The organism is Microvirga medicaginis, assembly GCF_052658925.1.
The window spans coordinates 550,054-568,145 of the sequence record NZ_JBQWEL010000001.1 but is presented as its reverse complement, the minus strand read 5'-3'; the positions used below and the strand labels follow the sequence as shown (position 1 = coordinate 568,145).

Here is an 18,092-nt window from a genome sequence, read left to right as displayed (position 1 = left end):
AGACCGTCTCTTTCTCGAAGGCCAGGCCTATCGAGGTGGCGCGTCTGCCTTCAGCTCCGACCCGTCAAACGCACCCTGTGACTTTCCAAACGGTAAACGCCTGAGCTCCAGCAAAGTCCCCACCCGGTTGGCATGGACAGAAGTGCCGACTTCCTCCGGGCGTCCTCCCGTGGCTGCGGGGCAGAACCCGGGATCGCATGACGAGAATGGTGCTCGATTCCGGCCCCTCGCCGCGCTGGCAGTGCCTCCCTCTCGTCATCCCCGGACTTGTTCCGGGGATCGACGCCTTTGCTGCGTTTCGGCCAAAAGACGTGGATGGCCGGGCCAAGCCCGGCCATGACGGCTGAGTCATAATCACCCCTCCTCACCGGCCGAGGTCCGTCTTCATGACTTCCTCTCCCCGAAACAGAGCCTCGATGCTCCTGCGCCGGTCGGCCCAGCGCTCGCGATACGTATGCATGTCGTCCAGCACCGCATCGGCGAAGAACTTGCGCCGCTCGAAATAGCACGGCGGGCCATAGCCGCCCCGGCAGCGTTCCGTTCGGCGGCAGGCGCTCTTGCGGCAGGTGGCGGGCACCTGGAGCACATCGGCCAGACGACGCAGGGCGTCGTCGCAATCGGGAAGCTTGGACAGATAGTCCCGGACACGGCTCATGAGATGATCTCCTATGGCAATGAATGGCTTGGAATGAATTTTTTGGAAAAAGCATGCGCCTTCTTTGGAAAAAGCATGCGCCTTCGGGCTCCGGGCTGAAACAGCCGGGAGCCTGGAAGGGAAACCGAGGGTGGCGCGACGTGCAGCCCGGCTCGATCCTATGTAATGTAGCGTGAGAGCCGGATGTCACCTCGCGCACGGCTTTTTTAGGCGGACAGGCGGCGCTGGCTCCCGAACTGCCGCAAGCGGACACCGCATCGGTCACAGGGACCTGCGGGCGGCTTGCGACCAATCCTGAGCCCAGCCGCACAGCCTGGGCCTCCCGCCGGATGAGGCTGCGTGACCTCACCCGCGAGACCGTGTCCCGACCCCACTCTTGCGACGCCTCGCGAGCGCGCCCTCGGCAGGTCAGGACAAAGGCAACATAGTTCAGACTAGGACAGAAGTCAAGAACAAATACGGAACATTAACTTATGTTCGCCAGCATCAATAAGTGAGGCTCAACCTATGGGTATGTAGATTATTATCTTAACTCAATTAAGGCTGCGAATCTGAGGCTCGCCGCAGACCGAGGCTTTAGGAAGCTCGTGTGCGAGACCGCAGTCAATCTAGGGGTACAAAAGGTGAAGTTTCTAAAGCTGATTTTTGGAACCGCTCAACCTTCAGAAGACGGCATCCCGAAAACAGAAGCAATCCAGGACGCAGAGAAGCAAGTCCTTATAGAATCTTCTCAGTCACACTTGGAGAGCTACCTAGCATATTACACTTCTTGTAAAGACCCACGTTACGCAGTTCTGGTGACTGGTGATTGGGGTACCGGCAAAACCTTTCAGGTTCGCAAAGCACTCCCCGATGACAAGGCGTATTACGTGAGCCTTTTCGGGCTCAACAGTACAGATGATATTGTAGCAGCGGTTTACGCTGCCATGTTCCCTGGAAAAGCGCGGATTAAGAATATCGCGGATAGCATAGGTGAGATGAGTGCGGAGGTCTCCGGCCTCGGATCACTGGCAGTTAGTGGTCTCACGTCAGGACTGGTTGGAGCTTTTCTGCGTCAAGAAGTGAGCACTGACAAGCCAATTATTTTTGATGATCTAGAGCGTTGTGGCTTAGGCCCAAAAGAAACTCTGGGCATAATCAATCTGTATGTAGAGCATCACGGCTGTCGCGTAATTGTCATTGCACATGACGAAAAACTTACCGAAGAGTTCGGCGAGACCAAGGAAAAAATATTTGGTCAGACTATACGAGTCGAGCCTCAGCTCGAAGAGGCCTTCTCTGACTTCTTGTCTGAGCTATCGATAGATACTCAAAAGGAGTTCATTCAGAAGTTTAAAGATGTAATAATCCGCTTGCAAATCGATTCCGGTGTGCCGTCACTTCGAATTCTAAGGCACGTTATTCAAGACTTGGCTCGTTTGGTAGGCAGTCTCGACGAGAGATACCGGTCCCATGATCAAGCTATGAGTGAACTCGTTCAGACTTTTTGTGCGTTAAATATAGAATGGCGAGCGAGGCGATTAGGACCTCTCGATCTTCGCGACCGCCAAAAGACAGAGTACGCGTTTCATTTCGCCCCTAATGACGGCGAGCAAGGGAAGCCTAAAATTGTTCTCTCGAACGAGCGCTATAAGTCCATCGATCTTACCAGCACTATTCTTCAAGATGAGGTTTTATACCAAGTGCTCGTTGAAGGCCGATATGACAAAGCCGCGATTGAAGCCTCTTTAGAGGCAAGCCCTTACTTCTTAAAACCTCAGATCTCACCACCGTGGCAAATCGTTGGCAGCTTCGACAAACTTGATGATTCTGTTGTGACCCAGGGTCTTGCGAGAATGCAGGAGCAATTCGATCGGCGCGAAGTATCCGATTCAGGCGAGATGCTTCACATATTTGCCCTTAGGATGATGATGTCCAGCAAAGGCGTACTCGACAAAAACATCAAAGAGACTGAACAAGAATGCAAAGCCTACATTGATGACTTACTTCGAATGCAAAGCCTCCCTCCAAGAGAGCTTGACTATCGTTGGTATGATGATTTTGCAACATCGGCTTATGGAATAGCTTACTGGGTACATGACGAGTACAAGGCCGAATTCGAGTCAGTCTTCAACCACCTGCTCGATGCAAGAAATCGATCCCTCGAACTAACGTTCCCTAAACTTGCATCAGAATTGCTTACAATCTTAGAGTCTGATGGACAGCAATTTTATGAGCAAGTTTGCTACACGCGTGGGGGAAGCAACAAGTATGTCATGATACCCATCCTCAACGCGATCGCACCAGAGGATTTTGTTGATGCATGGATGCGATCACATAAATCAAATTGGTATTGGATCTTTGGTGCATTAAGGGATCGTTATGAGGGCGGCATTCTAGAACGCGAGCTAAAACCCGAAAAAGATTGGATCATCAGGGTTCTCGACCTGCTCGAGAAGGAAGCCAGTAAAGCATCAGGACTTGCTAGACTACGAATTCAGCGCTCAATGCCTAAGATAGCGTTCCTCAAGGATGACGCGTCTCGTTTGGGATGAAAGTTATGCGCATATCGATGAAGCCATTGCTCGGGAGAAGGCTCTCAAGAAATGGCGGCGGGATTGGAAGATCCGGTTGATCGAAGAGATGAATCCCGAGTGGGAGGATTTGTATTTGGTGCTCAACCAGTGAGGCACAGGAACTCAACACTGTCATTCCCGCGTAGGCGGGAATCCATATCCGCTAGCGGTACAGAATGAAGTGAGCGTGTGCCGCTGGGCCTTTCCCCCATCATGTCGTGGTTATGGATCCCCGCCTCCTCGGGGATGACGGTGGAGGGTTTCACCGACGCAAAGCTCATTGACCACCTGCGGGATTGACTTGACTGCGGGAGTTGCCTGATCGCTTCCACTAACGAGATCCATCACCCCAACTCGAACGTCGTGATCCCATAGGTTCGCGAAAGCGGCAGGTCCGGTTTTTCACCGCGATACATCCGGGCCGTCTCGAACACGGGCGACAGGTTGTATTGCGAGGCAAGCCGGATGGCAGCCTGGTTCGGCTCGGGCAGATCCAGAAACACCGATGCGCCCTTTGCCTGCGATGCGAGAGCCTGGAACAGCAGATCGGCCTCGCGTTCGCCGTCGGCGAAGAGCGGTCCGATCTTGTAGCCGCTTCGGCAGGCTCGCATCACGCCGTAGCCCCTCACCTTCCCGTCCTCGACGAAGGCCATGGCCGTGCGCGCATCGGGCTGAAGCCAGCAGCGCAGAAAGGTCTCGCGGGGGGCTGCGAAGAACGGCCTGTCGTAGGCCAGGACGGCTTCGATGATGTCGGGGCTCACCGGCCGCAGGCGCGCGTCCGAGGGAGGATCGATCTGCGGGCTTCCGCCATAGCGCACGTTGCGATGCGCCAGCACGAACCCGGACCGGGCATAATTCTCCTGCTGCGCCACGACGCCATCGAGGCCGACCGTACGGTCTTCGAGATAGTTCATGCCGGCCTGCCAGAGGCGAAAGCCGAAACCGCGTCCGCGCTGATCCGGCCGGACGATATAGAAGCCGAGGAAGCCGAACGCGCCGGACTAGCGGACGACCGAGATCGAGGCGATCGGCTCATCGCCGAGGCAGCCGACCAGGAAGCCGGTTCGATCAACGGCCATGAAGCAATCGGCATCCTTGAGGCCGGGGTTCCAGCCCTCGGCGGCAGCCCAGTCGATGGCCCTATCCAGGTCATGGCGGGTCATGATGCAGATCGTCAGTTCGGCGCGGTCTGCCTGCGTCATCGGCCTTTTTGTCTCACCGCTGCGCCGTCGGCGGCAGCGGATCGGGCACCTTGTTCTTTACGGGCGGGATCTGCCGGAGATAGGCGAAGACGGCCTTCAGGTCGTCTTCGGTCATCTGCCCGTAATTCGGCCACGGCATCGGCGGGAGGATCTGGCGGCCCTGCCCCTGATGCCGTCCCGTGCGCATGGTCTGGATGAATTGCTGCTCCGTGAAATCGCGCAGCACGCCGGTTTCCGGGTCGGGCGTGAGATTGGCAGCGAAGCTCACGCCCCAGGGGCCCGACCAGCCCGTCAATGTGGGCGTCATGGCGCCACCCCAGGGTTCGGAGACGCTGGCCGGCGCTTTGACGACGAGATCCTGCGGATGACCCGAGAGCATGCGCTTCATGTCAGGCTCCGGGCCGTTCGAGCCCATGATCAAGGGCGTGTGGCAATCATTGCAGCCGCCGACCGTCACGAGATATTGGCCGCGCTTCACCTGCGCGCTCTTATCGTCTTGCGCAAACACGGGCCCTTGCACCAGCAGGACCATCGTCAGCAGAGGGAGAGCAACGCGCATCGTCATCGTCCTTCATGATGGAGGCGAGCCTCTTTGCGGGGTTCGCCCATCTCGGCGATCCAGCGGTACAGCAACGCCACGGCTTCATCATCGACGAGTTCAGTCCCCAATGGCGGCATCTGCAAGGGGGAATAACGGGACGAGACGCGCTGGAAGAGGGCACTGCGTTCGGGGTACCCCGGTTCGACGCGGTTGACGGCATCAGGAGATTGGCCGGGAGCCGGCTTCTTCACCGCGTGACCGACCGTGGTCGCGATGGCGGGTTGATCGGCGCCCACCACGCTCTGGCGCAGGAAGAGGCCGACATTCTGCAGCGGGCCTTGCGCGTTGTGGCATTGGCCGCAATTGCCGTGCATATAGCCAAGTGCGGCGCGCTCCGTGGCCGTTGCGGCCTTGATGCGAGGTGACGTATCCAGCAACGATTCCGGGAGGCCGACGATCAGGCCGCGATCAACGAGGTCCTTGAGATCGACGCCCCGGTCGGGCTTCAGCTCGGCGTTCGGCGCATGGGGGTCGCGATCAGGCGAGAGCTGAAGAGTACTGAATCCCAACACCTCGGAGGGAACCCCTTGGTGACACGCCTTGCAGTCGTTGACACCCGGAATAGTGTGCGTTCTCCCACCCGCGAAAGCATAAGCACCGCGCTTGCCTTTCGGCGAAACGAGCTGCGCCTCGCGGCCATCCGCGCTCCAGGCATAAGCCGCGTAAAGCCACTGCCCGTCAGCTTGGCGTTCCAGGTAGCGTGTCTCGACGCGCTGGCCGTTGAAGGAGAACTCCTTCCAGAACCGCGTGCCGACGGGAAAGACGAAAGAATCCGGATTCGAGCCGTCGATAGCGGAGCCCGGCGGCAGCGAGATCCAGCGGCGCTTGGTGGCGCCATCGCTCCAGAGCGGATATTGCGGCGAGAATGCAAGGTGATCGGGATCGATCTGCAGGGTTGCGAAATCCGCGTAGAGGCCGGTCTCCTGCAGCGTTTGCGGAGGAAGGCCCGTCGCGGGCTGCGTTACGGCCGTGATGCTCTTGAAGAGACCGACCGCGAGAATCAGGACGCCGCCCACGCCCGTCAGGCCGTGGAATCGAGCAAGTCCTGAGCGTTGCGCATCGGGGATCGTCGCCATGGGTGCAGGCCTCCCGGTCAATGCACCCCTAGCAATACGCCGCTTTTCCCGATGTCTCTGTGATCCCGCGCACACTCTTTCATCAGGACAAGTGCCGCGTGACCACGCGATCAGTTGCAGCGGGCAAAGTCCGAGCGGCCTGGGACACGCGTCAATGCAGTGAGATCACAGCTTCATGCGCCCTCCCCGCTTGACGAAGAAGTACACACCGATGGCAACAACCACGGCGGCAATCGCCACCAGGGGGTACAGCCATGCATCGCCGCGTGTCCCCGCTTCTTCCGCTGACGGGACGGACGGCACGCTCTGCTGCGCATAGGCCAAGGTTGAAATCAGGAGGAAGACAAGGCTTGAGAGAAGGCGCTGCATCTCACGCTCCATATCCGCTTGCAGGTGGAAAAGAGGTGCCACCAGGCAAGGTTCCTTGGGGGGGCCTGGCAGGTGTCATCGAGCAGGATCAGATGACGACGATGAATTCCGCCCACAATTTCAGCGGCTCAGCTCGACGAGCCCTGCTGATGGGGCAGAGAAAGCCATCCGATATCCGGCGGACTCACCACGCAGGTGTATCCGATAAAGCATTGCGGAGTATCAGCCGTTGGCACCCAAGCAGGTCGCGTGAACTCGCCCGACAGGCAGGAGGCCTGACTGCTCACGTAGCGATCAAAAGTGTTCTGTCCTGTACTCAGAACGACGGCGCCACGATTGGCGACGAGGAATTGCGCCTGACCACAGCTCATCCCGATCGTCTGCGGTCTCGATTGGGCCAAAGCTCCGGTGGCGAACGAGATTGCGGCGACGAGCGTCAGGCTCACGGTCTTCATGGCGATCACCCCATTCCGGAGCATCGGCAGAAACGATCATGGAGATCATTAGACTGGTCTCGGAGAGCTGGCCGTCAAGGATGGAAGACAGGCTGGCCGCCGTATCGGAGGCCCGCCGTTGTTGAATCCGGTTACGCCCTGGGTCGGTTATGATTCGCGTTAGCCTGGCTCTGGACAAGATAGGCCCACATCCATCGCCCCGGAATTGTCAGAACGATCTGACCTGCCTCGTTGGCGGCCTCGACCGTAAAGTCATCGTAAGATGCGATAGCAAGGCCATTCCAGCACGATCTGCCCTCGACGAGAATCCGGGCCAGCCTCAATGCAACCTCATGCGCCGCCTCGAGGCTCGGGAGGTTCAGGCTCCTCGGATACTTCGTACGACGGGATCGGGTGCAGACGTAAAGATCGTAATTGGGCATGGCATCAATACGTTAACCAATGAAGCCGCGGCCGTATTGTGCTCTTGAGGATTACATCCTCCGGGCCGTGAAATCAGTTCAGACGCTTGAGAGACAGCGGTCCTGCCTGCATCAGTTCTTTCTCGTAAGCCAAGGCGGCTCTGAGCATACACCACCGCTCTTCGGCCTCGGCAACGTTGGCAGAAGCCTTTTCATAGACTGCCAACGTCGTCTCTTCCTCATCGAACAGGTCTCCAAGAGGGCCGAATGATTGCTGCCGATAGGCCTGCTCCAACGCCTCATCCAGTCTCTCACGGATCGTTCTCAGGGCATGAGCAGCGACCCGGTATCTGAGCCGGGCTTTTTCCAGATCACAATTCGCCTCATGAAGAGCGTGGAAGCAAACGAGGCTGGTCACGTCCCCATGAGCGTTCTCCAGCGTTCTCCAGATCTGCAGGGAAAGCAGCCTCGCTCCACCTCGGCATAGCCACCTTCACATAGGTGAATAAGAACGTCTGCGGCTGAGACTATTTTGAGGTAGGCCGCTCCTTAGGGAGCAGGAAGGCTGACTGAAGCCCAGGCTTTTTCGATCACCGCTGGCGCAGCGCATTGATGCGCATCGGTGATGCCTGTCCGCATCGCTCGCCATGAAATCACACTGGAAATGGAGAGACGCAGCGGGAGCCTCAGGGGAGCACCAAAGCTGAGACCAGCACGCTTGCGATGTAGGTCAACAAAGTGAGGAGCGGTATCAGGATAGCGGCTGACACAACCAGGAAGAGCGGCGTGCTAAGAGTTCTCATGGCAAGGTCCTCCACGTCGATACGGGAAGCCTAGCCGAGACCTTGACCATAATGTGTACCGCCGGTGCCAAGAAAATGGCTTTCACCAAGGAAGCTCGGCTTCAGGCGAGGATCGGCAATGTGAGCCAGCCTCGTCCCGCTGCTCAGGCTGATCAATTCAACGCTCTCTGGGTGTGGGAGCCTACCATTCTTGCAATGGCACCAGTCTGCCGGATCCTCCTCCGACAGTTTCCCACAAAGACGTGGAAAGCCTGACCCACCGTCCATTGACGCAAGGTCAGGCTTAAATCAGCCTTCAAAGTCGGCACGTTCTACATAAGAACAGGGGGGCAACAATGGGTACTTTCAAGCTTTACGACGATGCTTTGACCGGGTTTGATATGACTCTGGCTGGCTGGGGTCTCGTTGACCCGAGCAGCACCATCAATGGTCAGAATTCTCCGACACCGAATGTCCAGGTTACTCATCTAGCGGGCAATATCGTCTTCAACACGCTCACAATAGGATACGAAGACATCAACGGCAGTCCCGAGATGGGCTCTGTCTATGGTTCGTACATTGAATACGACGCTGGAAACATCCCTACGGGCTCCTACTATCAGATTTTCGCCATTACCGGCATTAACCACGGGACAACCTATGCGAGCTGGCAGGATGGCTCGTGGCTGAACGGCATCACGGCAGCCGATGACAGGTTCTTCGGCAATAATTACGACGATTACATCATTGCCGGGAGTGGGAACGACATCGCCTATGGCAATGGAGGCTATGACCGCTTGGACGGCGAAGACGGAATTGACGTCCTCTATGGTGGGGACGGGAATGACACAGCTTGGGGTGGAACAGGAAATGACAGACTCTACGGCGATGCTGGTGATGATGATCTGATAGGCGAGGCTGGCGCGGACATAATCTATGGCGGGATCGGAGACGATTACGCTTGGGGCGGAACGGAAAACGATCGGCTCTACGGTGAGGCAGGTGCTGACAGTCTCGTGGGCCAGACTGGAGATGACACACTTTACGGTGGGAATGACGGTGATTTCCTCTGGGGCGAGTCAGGCAAGGATACGCTCTACGGCGACGCCGGTGACGACTACCTGTTAGGCGGCATGAATAATGACGTTCTCAAAGGAGGTACGGGCGAAGATTGGTTTATCTTCGACACCAAAGCCAGCACCTCCAACGTCGACACGATCGTGGACTTCAGCACTACGTACGATACGATCGTATTGGAGAATGCAATTTACACTAGGCTTGCTGCGGGAGCTCTTTCGTCCGGGGCCTTTTGGAAAAGCACGACTGGAAAAGCCCATGATTCCTCGGATCGGATCATGTACGAAACGGATACGGGCAAGCTCTTCTACGATGCTGACGGAACAGGAAGCGGCGCAGCCGTCCACTTTGCGACAATTAGCAAGAATCTCACATTGACCAATAAAGACTTCTGGATCGTCTGACCCCACGAACAGAGAAGCCCCGCTCCAGCGGGGCTTTTCATTTTGCTGCAAAAACTGAGAGCCGATCGCTCAACCTTTGTTCAGCCTTGTTCCACAGTGGGGATAGCTCTTGGCTTTATGGGCACAACCTGGGCGCAATTCATTGGGGCCAAGTCCAAATGAAACGACCGCCAGCCGTTTAACTGAGTTGGTCGGTCGCTATAAATTCAAGCCGCAACAGCTTGGTACTATGACACTTTCGGCGATCCTGGACTAGATGTGGATCACGCGTCCATAGGCATCCATGACGCTCTCGTGCATCGTTTCTGAGAGAGTCGGGTGCGGGAAGACGGCATGGATCAGATCCTCTTCCGTGGTCTCCAGGTTCATGGCGATCACGAAGCCCTGAATGAGTTCGGTCACTTCCGCACCGACCATGTGCGCGCCGAGGAGTTGTCCCGTCTTCTTGTCGAAGATCGTCTTCACGAGACCCTCCGGCTCGCCCAGCGCGATCGCCTTGCCGTTGCCCACGAAGGGGAAGCGGCCGACGCGGATGTCGTAGCCCTGCTCCTTCGCCTTCGCCTCCGTGAGGCCGACCGACGCGATCTGCGGATTGCAATAGGTGCAGCCGGGGATCTTCGCCTTGTCCATGGCGTGCGTGTGCAGGCCCTTGATGGTCTCGACGCAGATCACGCCTTCGTGCTCGGCCTTGTGCGCGAGCATGGGTGCGCCCGCCACGTCGCCGATGGCGTAGATGCCGGGCACGTTGGTGCGGCCGAGACCGTCCGTGACGATTGTCCCGCGCTCGATCTTCACGCCGATCTTTTCGAGGCCGAGATTCTCGATGTTGCCGACGACGCCGACCGCCGAGATCATCCGCTCGGCAGTGATCGTCTGCGTGCCGCCCTTGCCGTCGTCGATGGTGGCGGTGATGGAGTTGAAACCCTTCTCCACCTTCGTGACCTTCGCGCCGCTGAGAATCTTCATGCCCTGCTTCTCGAAGCGCTTGCGGGCAAGCGTTGCAATCTCGGCATCCTCGACGGGCAGAATCTGCGGCAGCACCTCGACCACGGTCACGTCCGCGCCGAGCGTGCGATAGAAGGAAGCGAATTCCATGCCGATGGCGCCCGAACCCATGACGAGCAGCGACTTCGGCATGGTCTGCGGAACCATGGCTTCGAAATAGGTCCAGATCAGCTTGCCGTCCGGCTCGATGCCGGGCAGCACGCGCGGACGTGCGCCGGTGGCGACGATGATGTGCTTCGCCTGATAGGTGCCGGGCTCGAGGATGCCCTTCGGAGCCGGCGTCTGCGGCTGCATGGCGGGCTTCTTCGTGGCGGTGACCACGACCTCACCAGGCTTGGAGATTGCGGCCTCGCCCCAGATCACGTCGACCTTGTTCTTCTTCAGCAGCATACCAACGCCGCCGTTGAGACGGCCCGAGACGCCGCGCGAGCGCTGCACGATGGCGGCGGCATCGAAGCCGATGCCCTGCGCGGAGAGGCCGTAATCCTTGGCATGCTCCATGTAGTGGTAGATTTCCGCCGAACGCAGCAGCGCCTTGGTCGGAATGCAACCCCAGTTGAGGCAGATGCCGCCCAGATGCTCGCGCTCCACGACCGCGGTCTTGAACCCGAGTTGCGCCGCGCGGATCGCGGCCACATAGCCCCCCGGCCCTCCGCCGATGACGATGATGTCGTATTGGTTTGCCATTTATATCTCCATTTCCCCTCCCCTTTGCGGGGAGGGAAAAGAGTGCGAGCATTTCCTAAACCAGCATCCCCATCGGGTTCTCGATGAGCTGCTTGAAGGCCGCCAGCAGTTCCGCGCCGAGCGCGCCGTCGACCACGCGGTGATCGCAGGAGAGCGTCACGGTCATGGCCTGCACGACGGTCGGAGCGCCGTTCTTCACCACCACGCGCTGCTCGCCCGCGCCGACAGCGAGGATCGTGCCGTGCGGCGGGTTGATGACGGCCTGGAAGTCCTTGATGCCGTACATGCCGAGGTTCGACACGGCGGTGGAGCCGCCCGTGTATTCCTCCGGCTTCAGGCGACGGTTGCGGGCACGGCCCGCCATGTCCTTCACCTCTGCCGAGATGGCGGTGAGCGTCTTGGCTTCGGCCTTGCGCACAACCGGCGTGAACAGACCGCCCTCGATCGCGACGGCAACGCCCACATCCGAGTGCTTCATCTTCAGGATGCGGTCTTCGGCCCAGACAGCGTTGGCATTCGGCACGCGCTGGAGCGCAATGGCGAGCGCCTTGATGACGAAGTCGTTCACCGAGAGCTTGTAGGCGGGCTTGCCGTCCTTGTCTTTGCCCGCAGCGGCGTTGATCTGCTCGCGCAGGGCCATGAGCGCGTCGAGCTCGCAATCGAGCGACAGGTAGAAGTGCGGAACGGTCTGCTTCGACTCCACGAGGCGCTTGGCAATGGTCTTGCGCATGCCGTCGAGCGGCACTTCTTCGTAGGTCCCGGCCTCGAACATGGCCTTGACCTGATCGGCGCCCATGCTCGGAGCCAATTGCGGTGCTGCGGGCTTTGCAGCGGGAGCACCGACGGCAGGAGCCGGCGCCGCGGCAGGTTTCGCACCACCTCCCTGAAGAGCCGCGCGCACATCTTTCTCGACGATACGGCCATGCGGACCGGAGCCCTGGATGGACGCGATGTCGATGCCGGAATCCTTCGCGATGCGCTTGGCGAGCGGCGAGGCGAATACGCGATTGCCTGCCGCAACCTGCCCTGCCCCATTCGGCTTCGCGCCTTGCGCGGGACCGGCCGGTGCCTGATCGACGCGGGCATAGCCCAGGTGAGCTGACTGATCGCCGGGAACGGCGTTCGCCTGCGGTGCAGCCGGAGCCGGAGCCGGTGCGGCCTCGGCCTTCGGTGCGGGCGCCGGAGCGCCGCCGCCTGCCGGAGTCGTAATGCTCTTCGGGTCCTCGCCCTCGCCGGCGATCAGCGCGATCACCTGGTTGACGGGCACGTCCGCCGTGCCTTCCGGCACGACGATCTTGGCGAGGACGCCTTCGTCCACGGCTTCCACTTCCATGGTGGCCTTGTCGGTTTCGATCTCGGCGATCACGTCGCCGGATTTCACCGTATCGCCTTCCTTCTTCAGCCACTTGGCAAGGTTGCCCTTTTCCATGGTGGGAGAAAGTGCGGGCATCAGGATATTGATGGGCATGGCGTGTTGGATCCTGATCTGAATTAGTTGACGGCTTGCGAGGAGCCGGGATCGCTCGGATTGTCCAGCTCGGCTTGAATGCCTGAGACGATCTCCGCCAGGGCCTCTTCCTCCGAGAGGTCGGTTTCCATGGCGTAGACACGCGCGGCGTGACGGGCGAGATCCACCAGGAGCACGCCCCAGGTGAACGGATCGTCGAAGGCGCGGCGGAGCGCGATGCTCACCGCCCCGTCGACCACCGAAGCCCTCAGGATCTCGATGCCGCCCTTTTCGAGCGCATCAGGCGGAGCATTGAGAGCTTCGAATTTCCGCGCTGTCATGATCTCACCTGTAGCAAACGGCCTTCACGGCCTGCACGATCTCTGCCACTGACGGGAGCGCCAGCTTTTCGAGATTTGCGGCATACGGCATCGGCACGTCTTTGCCGGTTACGCGGAGCACGGGCGCATCGAGATAATCGAATGCGTTCTCCATGATGCGCGCGGCGATCTCCGCGCCGACGCCCGATTGCGGGTAGCCCTCTTCTACCGTGACGCAGCGGCCCGTCTTCATGACGGAAGCGACGATGGTTTCCGTGTCCATGGGACGGATGGTACGAAGGTCGACCACCTCGGCGTCGATTCCTTCCTTCTCCAGCTCTTGGGCGGCCTTGAGCGCATAGCTCATACCCATGGAGAAGGACACGATGGTGACGTCCTTGCCTTCGCGATGGATGCGCGCCTTGCCGAGCGGCACGGTGAAGTCGTCGAGCTTCGGCACTGGGAAGGATTGTCCGTAGAGAATCTCGTTCTCGAGGAAGATCACCGGGTTCGGATCGCGAATGGCGCTCTTGAGCAGACCCTTCGCGTCGGAAGCGGAGTAAGGCGCGACAACCTTGAGGCCCGGGATCTGCGAGTACCAGGCCGAGAAGTCCTGGCTGTGCTGCGCCGCCACGCGGGCCGCAGCACCGTTGGGGCCGCGGAACACGATCGGTGCGCCGAGCTGGCCGCCGGACATGTAGAGGGTCTTCGCCGCCGAGTTGATGATCTGATCGATCGCCTGCATGGCGAAGTTGAAGGTCATGAACTCGACGATGGGGCGCAGGCCCGTAAACGCCGCGCCGACGCCGACGCCGGCGAAGCCGTGCTCGGTGATCGGCGTGTCGATCACGCGCCTTGCGCCGAATTCCTGCAGCAACCCTTGAGTGACCTTGTAGGCGCCCTGGTATTCGGCCACCTCCTCGCCCATCACGAAGACGCTTTCGTCCTTGCGCATCTCTTCAGCCATGGCGTCGCGGAGAGCTTCGCGGACGGTCATGTTGACCATCTCAGTGCCTTCCGGGATTTCGGCAAAAGCGTTGTAGGCCGTGCGGTTCGTGATCACCGAGGGAGCCGCTGGCATCGAGAGGTCCGTCTGCTGAGGACGCTCGGTGGGAGCGGGACGATCAGCGAGGCCTTCGGCCTGCATGTCCGGAGTCGGCGCGGGCTGCGCAGCCGGCGCGGGAGCGGCTGGCGCCTTTGCAGCTGCTGACGAGACATCCTCACCCTCGCCCGCCAGAATGGCGATGGGCGTGTTCACGGCCACATTGTCGGTGCCGTCGGAAACCAGGATCTTGGCGAGGATGCCCTCATCGATCGCCTCGACCTCCATGGTCGCCTTGTCGGTTTCGATTTCGGCCAGCACGTCACCGGGCTTGACCTTGTCGCCTTCCTTTTTCAGCCACTTGGCCAGTTTGCCCTGCTCCATGGTGGGCGAGAGGGCAGGCATGAGAATATCGGTCGCCATGAAAGACTCGTGTTGATTGTCGCTGCGGCGAAAGTTTTAGGAGCGGCGCAGGACGCGCCGCCGAGACTTAGAGAAGGATATCCGTGTAGAGCTCGGAAGGATCGGGCTCGGGATCGTGCGTGGCGAATTCGGCCGCCTCGTTCACGATCTCGCGCACCTTGCTGTCGATCGCCTTCAGTTCGTCCTCCGACAGCTTCCAGCTCTCCAGCAGACGACGGCGCACCTGCTCGATGGGATCGTGCTCCTCGCGCATGCGGGTCACTTCGTCCTTCGTGCGGTACTTCGCCGGATCCGACATGGAGTGGCCGCGGTAGCGGTAGGTCTGCATCTCGAGGATGTAAGGGCCCTTGCCGGAGCGGGCGTATTCGACGGCGCGCTGACCGGCGGCGTAGACCGCGCGGACATCCATGCCGTCGACCTGCTCGCCCGGAATGCCGAAGGACACGCCGCGCTTCGAGAAATCGGTCTGCGCCGAGGCGCGGTTCACCGCCGTCCCCATGGCATAACGGTTGTTCTCGATCACGTAGACAACGGGCAGCTTCCAGAGCTGCGCCATGTTGAAGCTCTCGTAGACCTGGCCCTGGTTGGCAGCGCCGTCACCGAAATAAGTCAGGCAGACATTGCCGTTCTCGCGATAATGGTTCGCGAACGCGATGCCCGTGCCGAGCGACACCTGCGCGCCGACGATGCCGTGGCCACCATAGAAATGCTTCTCCTTGGAGAACATGTGCATGGAGCCGCCCTTGCCCTTCGACAGGCCGCCGCGGCGTCCCGTCAACTCGGCCATGACGCCCTTCGCATCCATGCCGCAGGCCAGCATGTGACCGTGATCACGATAGCCGGTGATCACCTGATCGCCCTCTTTCGTCGCCATCTGCATGCCGACGACGACAGCCTCCTGACCGATGTAGAGATGACAGAAACCGCCGATGAGGCCCATGCCGTACATCTGGCCGGACTTCTCCTCGAAGCGACGAATCAGCAGCATGTCGTTATAGGCTGCGAGATCCTGGTTCTTGTCGAATTGGGGGGTGTTGGGAGCAGCTCCGCGCACGGAGCTTTTGCTGGAAGTGGACTTGTTAGCCGCGCCTGCACCGGCACGGCCCGCCTTGCGGGCAGCAACAGCCATCGGTTCCTCCGAAGGGTTTCCTCGACGAAAGTTCTAGCGCAGTCGGATTCGGAAAGCGAGAGGCCCAAACGATGTTTTGCGCTGCACAATGAATCGTGCAAGCTTCTGTAGAGTCACACAAAATTACGATTAACAGAAATTCAGTTAAGCAGTTCTTATGGGCTAGTTTTGGTTAAAGGGCTGAATGATGACCAGATCGTTACGATGTACACGACCCAGCATGACGCGCGCCCGCTCCTCCAGGAGATCGCGGTCGATCTGATCACTTCTCAACAACGCGATACGGCGCTCCCAGTTCGTTCGCTCCGTCTTGAGAGTGTCGAGCTCCTTGTTCAACTCGGCCACTTCGGCCTCGTATTTCTGCTGAGCCTCGATTCCGCGCGCACCGCTATGGGCGTGGTGAACGAAGTACGCAGCGACGGCCGCAGAGATGCTGTAGAGCATCAGCGGAATCAAAAACCGTCTCAATCGTCTGCGGATCACCATAAGTGCGTTCTACACCCGGCATGGTTAAGAACCCGTTAGGGAACCGGCACCGCCCTGCCTTTCCCGTCCTTCCCGGTCTGTCCTCGTCATCCTTGGGGGCTCGTCCCGGGAACCCACGGTTTTGACCGGTGTGCTTCCCAAGACGTGGATGGACGGCCTTGTGCCGGCCATGACGAAGATAGTCTTTCTCAAAGAAAAGGGCCGCGTGAAACGGCCCTTCCTTCACCCGTGTCGTCTTGCGTCTCGTTAGATGACGTAGAACTCGGCATAGGTCATATTGTGGCCCTTCGCCATGGTGGCGATCAGCACCTGCTTGGCCGCGCCGGTGCCGTCCGCATCGTAGTAGAGATAGCCCTTGGCGCTGTCATAGATGATGCGGTCGCTCGAATCGTGCGCCATGGCGCCGGTCCAGAAGGCCGAGGAGGCGAGCTTCTTCGGGCTCGTGATCGAGCCGGAGCCGAGCTTGGTGAAGACGCCGTTCTCCAGATAGATCGTGTCGTCGCTCCAGTTGTAGTCGGCGATCTTGTCATAGTTGGACGAGGACGGCTTGGTGGTGAACACGAAGATGTCCTTGCCTGACCCGCCATAGAGCACGTCCTTGCCATAGCCGCCATCCAGCGTGTCGTTGCCACTGTTGCCCTTGAGAATGTTGGCGAGCGTGTTGCCGGTGAAGCGATCATTCCCTGAGCCGCCGGACAGGTTCTCGATGCCGGTCAGGGTATCGGTACCATAAGCCGTGATTTGGGCTGAGGTGAGGGCAAGGTTGATGGTGGCGCCGGCGGTGCCGGAGAAGCTCACGGTATCGATGCCGCTGCCGCCGCTCATAACGTCGTTGCCATCGTTCTCTTTCTGGACCAACACATCATTGCCGGCATTGCCGCTGAGTCGGTTGTCCTCGCCGTTGCCGGTCAGCTGATCGGCGCCCGAGCCGCCCTCAAGGTGATCGATGCCGATCAGCGTGTCGAAGCCATAGCCGCCGGTATTCTGCCGCTGTCCCTGCAGCGCGAGGCTGACGATGGCCGCGGCGCTGCCGCTGTAGCGGGCTGTGTCGTCGCCCGCGCCGCCATCGAGAAGATCGTCCCCCAGCCCGCCTTCCAGAGTATCGTCGCCACTCCCACCGTAAAGCTGATTGGCGATCTCACTGCCCGTCAGGCGATCGGCCGTGACTCCCGTCTTCCGCATGTCGATATTTTCGATATTGACGAGAGTGTCCCATCCCTCGCCCGTATTTTGCGGTCCTTTGATGCGCAGATCGACCGTAAGCGGGGCAGTCCCGATATATTCGAGAGTGTCGATTCCCGCTCCCCCATCGATGTAATCGTTGCCGTCTCCACCGTAAAATCGTTCGGAGCCATTGCCGCCCAAGGCGATGTCGTCACCTCTGCCGAGCCATATGAGGCTGGAGCAATACCCGCCCGTGCCGTCATAAAGATCGTCGCCGTCATTCAGCAAAAGGTAATTGCCGCGGATCGACCCTAGATTAGTGATGACATCACGCTGATTGCTGCCTTCGATTACGAGCCCACCGCCAAAAACTTCGCCCCGATTTAGGAGCGTAAGAGAGCCGCCGAGAGATGAGATTCCGCTTCCACTTCCCCAAATCGTGCCGGAATTCTCGACGACATTGATTCCTCCGCTGAGTTGAAGGCCCGTGTTACCTTGAATCAGCCCCTTGTTGTTGATGGTGGCGTTATCGCCGCTTACAAAGATCCCGGTTGAGCCGCTTACAAGCCCTGTCGACTCCACCTGAATTCTGCTGTTGGCGCCAATTCGGATTCCATAACTCGCACTGGCGACGACTGATCCTTGGATGGCAAGGTTTATAGGCCCACCTGCTGAGTTGATCCCATCTGCACCAGAACCAGAAGCTCTAATCACGGCTCCCGCGGCAAGGATGAGTGAATCGCCGGCGGACAGATCAACGGCATGATCGCCTGCCACGGAGGTTGGAGGCGGCTGGTTTGTCGTATCGTAGT

The 18,092-nt window shown here is 59.4% G+C and carries 16 protein-coding genes and 2 pseudogenes; 3 read left to right on the top strand and 15 right to left on the bottom strand.

Going from position 1 to position 18,092, the window contains the following annotated elements; genetic code table 11:
- Window positions 1–364: 364 nt before the first annotated feature.
- Window positions 365–655: a hypothetical protein gene (locus ACUXUR_RS02745; protein ID WP_445500781.1), complete on the bottom strand. Its 291-nt coding sequence runs from the start codon at window positions 653–655 to the stop codon at window positions 365–367.
- A gap of 623 nt (window positions 656–1,278) precedes the next feature.
- On the opposite strand from ACUXUR_RS02745, the gene ACUXUR_RS02740 reads away from it, so the two are divergent.
- Together ACUXUR_RS02740 and ACUXUR_RS02735 are read left to right on the top strand one after the other, a co-directional pair.
- A complete protein-coding gene (locus ACUXUR_RS02740; RefSeq protein WP_445500780.1) occupies window positions 1,279–3,189 on the top strand; it encodes a hypothetical protein in 1,911 nt (636 codons plus the stop codon).
- Window positions 3,173–3,322: pseudogene (locus ACUXUR_RS02735) on the top strand (GIY-YIG nuclease family protein); the annotation flags it as partial. The gene ACUXUR_RS02740 and the pseudogene ACUXUR_RS02735, both read left to right, overlap by 17 nt.
- Window positions 3,323–3,554: 232 nt before the next feature.
- On the opposite strand, the pseudogene ACUXUR_RS02730 reads toward ACUXUR_RS02735, so the two are convergent.
- The 7 genes and pseudogenes from ACUXUR_RS02730 to ACUXUR_RS02700 form a co-directional block, all read right to left on the bottom strand.
- Window positions 3,555–4,412: pseudogene (locus ACUXUR_RS02730) on the bottom strand (GNAT family N-acetyltransferase).
- A gap of 13 nt (window positions 4,413–4,425) precedes the next feature.
- Window positions 4,426–4,971 (bottom strand): c-type cytochrome, encoded by a 546-nt coding sequence (locus ACUXUR_RS02725; RefSeq protein WP_445500779.1) that lies wholly within the window; start codon window positions 4,969–4,971, stop codon window positions 4,426–4,428.
- A 2-nt stretch (window positions 4,972–4,973) separates the two neighbouring features.
- Window positions 4,974–6,089, bottom strand: coding sequence for a hypothetical protein (locus tag ACUXUR_RS02720; protein WP_445500778.1), 1,116 nt, complete (start codon window positions 6,087–6,089; stop codon window positions 4,974–4,976).
- 165 nt (window positions 6,090–6,254) lie between these two features.
- On the bottom strand, window positions 6,255–6,500 hold the full coding sequence (locus ACUXUR_RS02715) for a hypothetical protein (RefSeq protein ID WP_445500777.1): 246 nt from the start codon (window positions 6,498–6,500) through the stop codon (window positions 6,255–6,257).
- Window positions 6,501–6,586: 86 nt separating this feature from the next.
- Window positions 6,587–6,913 carry a hypothetical protein gene (locus tag ACUXUR_RS02710; RefSeq protein WP_445500776.1) on the bottom strand — a complete coding sequence of 109 codons (327 nt, stop codon included), beginning with the start codon at window positions 6,911–6,913 and terminating at the stop codon, window positions 6,587–6,589.
- Window positions 6,914–7,044: 131 nt separating this feature from the next.
- The gene (locus ACUXUR_RS02705; protein ID WP_445500775.1) at window positions 7,045–7,335 is read right to left on the bottom strand and encodes a DUF6894 family protein; all 291 of its coding nucleotides are present in this window, start codon (window positions 7,333–7,335) and stop codon (window positions 7,045–7,047) included.
- Between the two features lie 73 nt (window positions 7,336–7,408).
- On the bottom strand, window positions 7,409–7,609 hold the full coding sequence (locus tag ACUXUR_RS02700) for a hypothetical protein (RefSeq protein ID WP_445500774.1): 201 nt from the start codon (window positions 7,607–7,609) through the stop codon (window positions 7,409–7,411).
- Between the two features lie 843 nt (window positions 7,610–8,452).
- On the opposite strand from ACUXUR_RS02700, the gene ACUXUR_RS02695 reads away from it, so the two are divergent.
- Window positions 8,453–9,577 carry a calcium-binding protein gene (locus ACUXUR_RS02695; protein WP_445500773.1) on the top strand — a complete coding sequence of 375 codons (1,125 nt, stop codon included), beginning with the start codon at window positions 8,453–8,455 and terminating at the stop codon, window positions 9,575–9,577.
- 252 nt (window positions 9,578–9,829) lie between these two features.
- Here the strand turns inward: ACUXUR_RS02695 and lpdA are convergent, their stop codons facing one another.
- The 7 genes from lpdA to ACUXUR_RS02660 all read right to left on the bottom strand — a co-directional run bounded on the left by lpdA (window position 9,830) and on the right by ACUXUR_RS02660 (window position 17,862).
- Entirely contained in the window at window positions 9,830–11,269 is a 1,440-nt protein-coding gene (gene lpdA, locus ACUXUR_RS02690; protein WP_445500772.1) for a dihydrolipoyl dehydrogenase, read from the bottom strand.
- A 55-nt stretch (window positions 11,270–11,324) separates the two neighbouring features.
- A complete protein-coding gene (locus ACUXUR_RS02685; protein ID WP_445500771.1) occupies window positions 11,325–12,737 on the bottom strand; it encodes a pyruvate dehydrogenase complex dihydrolipoamide acetyltransferase in 1,413 nt (470 codons plus the stop codon).
- A gap of 23 nt (window positions 12,738–12,760) precedes the next feature.
- Entirely contained in the window at window positions 12,761–13,057 is a 297-nt protein-coding gene (locus ACUXUR_RS02680) for a DUF5076 domain-containing protein (protein ID WP_445500770.1), read from the bottom strand.
- Between the two features lie 4 nt (window positions 13,058–13,061).
- Window positions 13,062–14,501 carry a pyruvate dehydrogenase complex E1 component subunit beta gene (locus tag ACUXUR_RS02675; protein WP_445500769.1) on the bottom strand — a complete coding sequence of 480 codons (1,440 nt, stop codon included), beginning with the start codon at window positions 14,499–14,501 and terminating at the stop codon, window positions 13,062–13,064.
- Between the two features lie 67 nt (window positions 14,502–14,568).
- Entirely contained in the window at window positions 14,569–15,630 is a 1,062-nt protein-coding gene (pdhA, locus tag ACUXUR_RS02670) for a pyruvate dehydrogenase (acetyl-transferring) E1 component subunit alpha (protein ID WP_445500768.1), read from the bottom strand.
- A 162-nt stretch (window positions 15,631–15,792) separates the two neighbouring features.
- Complete coding sequence (locus tag ACUXUR_RS02665) at window positions 15,793–16,116, bottom strand: FtsB family cell division protein (protein ID WP_445500767.1); 324 nt, start codon at window positions 16,114–16,116, stop codon at window positions 15,793–15,795.
- A gap of 246 nt (window positions 16,117–16,362) precedes the next feature.
- Window positions 16,363–17,862, bottom strand: coding sequence for a calcium-binding protein (locus ACUXUR_RS02660; protein WP_445500766.1), 1,500 nt, complete (start codon window positions 17,860–17,862; stop codon window positions 16,363–16,365).
- Between the last annotated feature and the right edge of the window lie 230 nt (window positions 17,863–18,092).

Excerpts from the sequence above, each read along its gene's own strand:
- ACUXUR_RS02665 (WP_445500767.1), bottom strand. The coding sequence starts at position 16,116 with ATGGTGATCCGCAGACGATTGAGACGGTTTTTGATTCCGCTGATGCTC.
- ACUXUR_RS02680 (WP_445500770.1), bottom strand. The coding sequence starts at position 13,057 with ATGACAGCGCGGAAATTCGAAGCTCTCAATGCTCCGCCTGATGCGCTC.
- ACUXUR_RS02695 (WP_445500773.1), top strand. The coding sequence starts at position 8,453 with ATGGGTACTTTCAAGCTTTACGACGATGCTTTGACCGGGTTTGATATG.
- ACUXUR_RS02675 (WP_445500769.1), bottom strand. The coding sequence starts at position 14,501 with ATGGCGACCGATATTCTCATGCCTGCCCTCTCGCCCACCATGGAGCAG.
- ACUXUR_RS02685 (WP_445500771.1), bottom strand. The coding sequence starts at position 12,737 with ATGCCCATCAATATCCTGATGCCCGCACTTTCTCCCACCATGGAAAAG.
- ACUXUR_RS02705 (WP_445500775.1), bottom strand. The coding sequence starts at position 7,335 with ATGCCCAATTACGATCTTTACGTCTGCACCCGATCCCGTCGTACGAAG.
- pdhA (WP_445500768.1), bottom strand. The coding sequence starts at position 15,630 with ATGGCTGTTGCTGCCCGCAAGGCGGGCCGTGCCGGTGCAGGCGCGGCT.
- ACUXUR_RS02710 (WP_445500776.1), bottom strand. The coding sequence starts at position 6,913 with ATGAAGACCGTGAGCCTGACGCTCGTCGCCGCAATCTCGTTCGCCACC.
- ACUXUR_RS02745 (WP_445500781.1), bottom strand. The coding sequence starts at position 655 with ATGAGCCGTGTCCGGGACTATCTGTCCAAGCTTCCCGATTGCGACGAC.
- ACUXUR_RS02720 (WP_445500778.1), bottom strand. The coding sequence starts at position 6,089 with ATGGCGACGATCCCCGATGCGCAACGCTCAGGACTTGCTCGATTCCAC.
- lpdA (WP_445500772.1), bottom strand. The coding sequence starts at position 11,269 with ATGGCAAACCAATACGACATCATCGTCATCGGCGGAGGGCCGGGGGGC.
- ACUXUR_RS02725 (WP_445500779.1), bottom strand. The coding sequence starts at position 4,971 with ATGCGCGTTGCTCTCCCTCTGCTGACGATGGTCCTGCTGGTGCAAGGG.